This is a genomic window from Cuspidothrix issatschenkoi CHARLIE-1, from assembly GCF_002934005.1.
GTDB lineage: Bacteria > Cyanobacteriota > Cyanobacteriia > Cyanobacteriales > Nostocaceae > Cuspidothrix > Cuspidothrix issatschenkoi.
Window position 1 is genome coordinate 1 of record NZ_PGEM01000203.1, and the last position, 5,147, is coordinate 5,147.

Annotated in this window: 5 protein-coding genes; 2 read left to right on the forward strand and 3 right to left on the reverse strand. The window is 35.8% G+C overall.

Annotation, left to right across the window (positions count from 1 at the left end; all coding sequences use genetic code 11):
* Nucleotides 1-187: 187 nt before the first annotated feature.
* Nucleotides 188-685: an Imm30 family immunity protein gene (locus CUN59_RS20130; protein WP_104389499.1), complete on the reverse strand. Its 498-nt coding sequence runs from the start codon at nt 683-685 to the stop codon at nt 188-190.
* 982 nt (nt 686-1,667) lie between these two features.
* Here CUN59_RS20130 and CUN59_RS20140 point away from each other — a divergent pair.
* Both CUN59_RS20140 and CUN59_RS20145 read left to right on the forward strand, forming a co-directional pair.
* Nucleotides 1,668-2,096, forward strand: coding sequence for a type II toxin-antitoxin system HicB family antitoxin (locus CUN59_RS20140; RefSeq protein ID WP_104389501.1), 429 nt, complete (start codon nt 1,668-1,670; stop codon nt 2,094-2,096).
* Nucleotides 2,097-2,168: 72 nt separating this feature from the next.
* Nucleotides 2,169-2,336, forward strand: a complete 168-nt coding sequence (locus CUN59_RS20145; protein WP_243407005.1) for a hypothetical protein — start codon at nt 2,169-2,171, stop codon at nt 2,334-2,336.
* A gap of 791 nt (nt 2,337-3,127) precedes the next feature.
* Here CUN59_RS20145 and CUN59_RS20150 read toward each other — a convergent pair.
* Together CUN59_RS20150 and CUN59_RS20155 are read right to left on the reverse strand one after the other, a co-directional pair.
* The gene (locus CUN59_RS20150; RefSeq protein ID WP_104389502.1) at nt 3,128-3,433 is read right to left on the reverse strand and encodes a barstar family protein; all 306 of its coding nucleotides are present in this window, start codon (nt 3,431-3,433) and stop codon (nt 3,128-3,130) included.
* Between the two features lie 111 nt (nt 3,434-3,544).
* On the reverse strand, nt 3,545-5,147 hold a 1,603-nt coding region (locus CUN59_RS20155; protein WP_133164060.1), incomplete at its 5' end, for a WD40 repeat domain-containing protein.

A 5,147-nucleotide genomic window follows, 5' to 3' on the forward strand; every position in this document is an offset into this window, starting at 1 on the left:
AACCACTCTAGTAGAGCCAATATTATTAGCTTCCCAGTATTCTTTGGCTGAACTTAAAATATCCAATGCTATTTGTTACTGTGTCGGTTCAGCTTGAGCAAAGATATCAGCATGATCATATATATTTTCCTTGAATCTATGTACACAAAGATGGAAAAAATGCCCAAACCACAATATTTTGAGCATTTTATTTCTTGACCTCATTTACTTGTAGTCTTTTCAAAGAAGGACTTTCTCCGACTAAAATACCACGAGGTCCTTCTATATGATAATTTATTTGATTAATAACACTTTCTTCTAACAGATCATAGATAAAATGATGAGGGTTTTTACGCTTTATTAATTCTAGACCTTGATAATAAACTCCACACGCTGATACATCATTTAAAATCCGGTTGTGAATAATTCTCGTCCATTCTGGTGCTGTTATCATTAATTGAGGGACAACATGAATAAATGCTGTAATTTGTTTTTCTATATCAAAAGATTCCAGAAAATGAATTAAGCTAAACATCACTTCTGGCTGTTGACATTGATCATCTAAAATTAGATGATAGGCAGATAAATTATTTTCATCAGGATTTTCAGCTATTTCAGCTAAAGCATTTTCAAAATTTGTAACTTGTTCTTCTGTTTGCATTAAGCGATTTTCTTGCAAGGTTGCCAATAAATTATTTTGATTCATTGTTTTGTCCCTTATTTCTCAAAAATCCATGGCCAAGTAGATTTATTCCGTTTGATTAATGTTTGCAAACTTTCCCTGATTTCTCTATTATACAAACCTTGACGACGATAAATACAACGTACATCCCAAATTTCTTGTGCTAATACTTCTCTGGATGATAGGTTTAAATTAGGGCGTTTACCGTAAGATATTGTTTGCCGATGACAACCTCCTTTTCCTGGAAGTAGTTGAGGTTGATTATTAATAATCTATTTACTCCTGTTTGGCTATTTCTATTGTTTAGTATTTTGATTATAAAGGAAAATAAGGAATAATTAAATTGTCTGATAGCGTAGCGTGGCGCAAGCCATATCAGGATATCCAAGATTAAAGGATTAACAGGATGTTTTTTAGAAAATATAGGTTGTTGTGAATGATAGAAAATATATTTTCCTCTGAATCATAATTTATAATCATTAACTATTCACAGAAAATCTATAAATTATAATCCTGTAAATTCTTAAATCCTGGTAATCCTGATTTGTGACAACCACAATAAACAATCTCCAAATAGCCAGAAGCCAGGGAATAAATTCCCTGTCTAAAAGCTCAAGTCGGTTTAAACCGACTATTGGAAATGATGGAATATTACATTTATTTTCATCAGGTAAAAAGTTAATCAAATCCTGTACATCCTTACATCCTGGTTATCCTGATTTGTGACAACCACAATAAACAATCTCCAAATAGTGAAAAAGAAAAAGTAACTTTATGATTCATAGATTTATGGTGAGGAAATAAGTTAGTAAAATTGTCAGAATCAGGTGGTTATCGAGCGAAGTCGAGATAATGTCCACCGATTAAAGGATTAACAGGATGATAAAATATAAAATGGGCGATCGCTAATAAAGTCCTATAAATCCTAACATCATCTAGACGATAATTTTAACTATTTTCAAGTATTGTGTTATAATCAATTCAGAATTAGAAGAGTAAAAATATCATGATTTTAGCTGTTAAAAATGCTCTTTCCACAATTGCACCCAAGTTAACTTATGATGTGTTGATTGAAAATCAAGAAGATGGTACGGTTAAAGCTACATTGTTAAGTTTACCAGAATGTCAAGGTTTAGGTGCGAATAAAGAAGAAGCTTTAAATAATCTGATTCAACTTTTTCAAGCCCGAAAACCAGAAATAGTAACTTTAGAAATTAAACCAGATAAAAGAGAACATCCTTGGCTGAAATTTGCAGGGATGCACAAGGATAATCCTCTTTTTACTGAATCACTAGAAGATATAGAAAATGAAGGTAATGCTTGGGATGTGCTAGAGGCATTAACAGGAACTATTGAAGCACCAAGTGATTGGTCAAGTCAACATGATCACTATTTATGTGGTAATCCTAAACATGACAATGAGATCATAGAATGAATCAGGAAGTTCATTAATCAGTGTTATCAAACAGATAATATCAAAGTTGTCAGTGTAGATACACCGCTTCTCATGGGTGCGCTGGAACTTTATCACAGTCGTCAAGATAAAAATTGGGGTTTGACAGATTGTATCTCATTTGTTGTTATGAAAGAACAGGGTTTAATTTATGCAGTAACGGCTGATATTCATTTTGTTCAAGCTGGTTTTGTGGCTTTATTAAGGAAGTCAGAGAATTAATTTACTCTGAGGATTTTCAGGATATTTTTTGTCTGAATCAGGATGTCCAGGATTAAAGGATTAACAGGATGTTTTTGACAATTTATTTATGGTTTTTGTAAATGATAGAAAATATATTTTTTATCTTATAGGACTTACGCAAGATGTAACTGAAACCCTGATTATTTCGTAGGGGTAATTCATGAATTACCCCTACTTTCGCTCTATTTGGCGTAAGTCCTGTCTTAATCAAAATTTATCATCATTAAATATTTACAGAAAATCTATAAACTACAATCCTGTACATCCTCAAATCCTGGTTATCCTGATTCAGACAAGAGAATATATATTTATTATTCACAGAAAATGTATAAATCATAATCCTGTACATCCTAAAATCCTGGTTATCCTGATTTGTGACAACCACAATAAACAATCTCCAAATAGCCAGAAGCCAGGGAATAAATTCCCTGTCTAAAAGCTCAAGTCGGTTTAAACCGACTATTGGGAATGATGGAATATTACATTTATTTTCATCAGATAAAAAGTTAATCAAATCCTGTACATCCTTACATCCTGGTTATCCTGATTCAGACAACCACAATAAACAATCTCCAAATAGGAAGCCAGGGAATAAATTCCCTGTCTAAAAGCTCAAGTCGGTTTAAACCGACTATTGGGAATGATGGAATATTACATTTATTTTCATCAGGTAAAAAGTTAATCAAATCCTGTACATCCTTACATCCTGGTTATCCTGATTTGTGACAACCACAATAAACAATCTTCAAATAGTGAAAATGTAACTTTACCTATTTGTTAATAACTAAAAACTTGAGAGGAATATTATTAGCTTCCCAGTATTCTTTGGCTGAATTTAAAATATCCAATGCTATTTGGTACTGTGTCGGTTCTGCTTGAGCAAAGATATCAGCATGATCATATAATATCACATATCTTTGAGCCGGACACCATGTTAAATCGGTGATACATTCATCAAAAGCATCCCAGTTAGCGCCGAAGTATTGAGGAAATTCCATTGCTTCAGCAGCTTGTTTTAAAAATGTTTGTTTGTTATTGATTTTTTTACCATTAAGATAAAAAACTTTATGATTCATAGATTTATGGTGAGGAAATAGGTTAGTAAAATTGTCTGAATCAGGATGTCCAGGATTTTAGGATTTACAGGATGATAAAATGGACGATTGCTAATAAAATTCTATTAATGACTACTTTAACCGCCATATTTTGATAGTCCCGTCTCTTCTCCCAATACTAGCAAGGGTTTGACCATCGGGGCTGTATGTCAAAAAACTAACCGAGTTAAAATGAGCCGGGAAGGTTTGGAGTAGCTGTCCTGTAATCACATTCCATATCTTGATAGTCCCAGAGTTACTGCCACTAGCAAGCATTTGAGCGTCTGGACTGAATGCTACAGAACGAGCATTAGTAGAGAAGATTTGGATTAACTTTCCTGTAGTTATATTCCATATCTTGATAGTCCCGTCTCTTCTCCCAATACTAGCAAGGGTTTGACTATCGGGGCTGAATACTAGAGAATCAATCCAGCTAGAATCTCCTAGTATAGCCTGAAGTAGTTCATCATTATCTTTATCTGTTTTACTAATATTTGAATTAACCCAGTTAGAATGCCCTGGCAGGTTTTGGAGTAGCTTTCCTGTAGAGACATTTCTTATCTTGATACTGTTATCATCACTTCCAATAGTAGCGATGATTTGAGCATCAGGGCTAAATGCTACGGGATTAACCCAATTAGAATTATGAATAGAGGTTTTGACTAACTTTCCTGTTATTACATTCCATATTTTGATAGTCTTGTCGTCACTCCCACTAACCAGGGTTTGACCATCGGGGCTGTATGCTACGGAATTAACCGAGTCAGAATGACCAGTGAGGGTTTGGAGTAGCTTTCCTGTGCGGGCATTCCACAGTTTGATAGTCTTGTCATCACTCCCACTAGCCAGGGTTTGACCATCGGGGCTGTATGCTACGGAATTAACGCTACCCCAGTTTCTAGAATGACCGGTGAGGGTTTGGAGTAGCTTTCCTGTGCGGGCATTCCACAGTTTGATAGTCTTGTCATCACTCCCACTAGCGAGGGTTTTACCATCAGGGCTGTATGCTACGGAATTAACGCTACCCCAGTTTCTAGAATGACCGGTGAGGGTTTTTTCTAAAGAGATACCACTAGATAAATTTGCAATTACAGATATGGGATCAACTGGAAACACGCCATAACGTTGATAGCCATAGACTTGAGTTCCTATCAGTCCTAATATCGCAATTATTAATAGTTTTCTCAGGTTCGTATTTTTGACAGGAATCGTTGTTTTAGGTGCTGGAATTGTGACAGGTTGACTTTGAGGTTTATAAACTGGCGGTTGTGAAACCTGAGATGGAGTTTGCTGGACTGGTGCTTTACTAATAGATGCTGCAACCTGCCATATCTTGATAGTCTTGTCATGACTCCCACTAGCCAGAGTTTGACCATCAGGGCTGTATGCTACTGACCAAAGCAACTCAGAATGACCAGTGAGGGTTTGCAGTACAGTAGCCTTCCCGTTTTTACATTCCACAGTTTGCAGTAGGTTTCCCGTTTTTACATTCCACAGTTTGATAGTGTTGTCATCACTCCCACTAGCCAGGGTTTGACCATCGGGACTGTATGCTACTGACCTAACCCGGTCAGAATGACCAGTGAGGGTTTGCAGTAGGTTTCCTGTTTTTACATTCCACAGTTTGATAGTCTTGTCCTTACTCCCACCAGCCAGGGTTTGACCATCGGGGCTGTATGCTACTGACCAAACCAAC

Coding starts and splice junctions, on each gene's coding strand:
- CUN59_RS20130 (WP_104389499.1), bottom strand. CDS start 685: ATGAATCAAAATAATTTATTGGCAACCTTGCAAGAAAATCGCTTAATG.
- CUN59_RS20140 (WP_104389501.1), top strand. CDS start 1,668: ATGATTTTAGCTGTTAAAAATGCTCTTTCCACAATTGCACCCAAGTTA.
- CUN59_RS20145 (WP_243407005.1), top strand. CDS start 2,169: ATGGGTGCGCTGGAACTTTATCACAGTCGTCAAGATAAAAATTGGGGT.
- CUN59_RS20150 (WP_104389502.1), bottom strand. CDS start 3,433: ATGAATCATAAAGTTTTTTATCTTAATGGTAAAAAAATCAATAACAAA.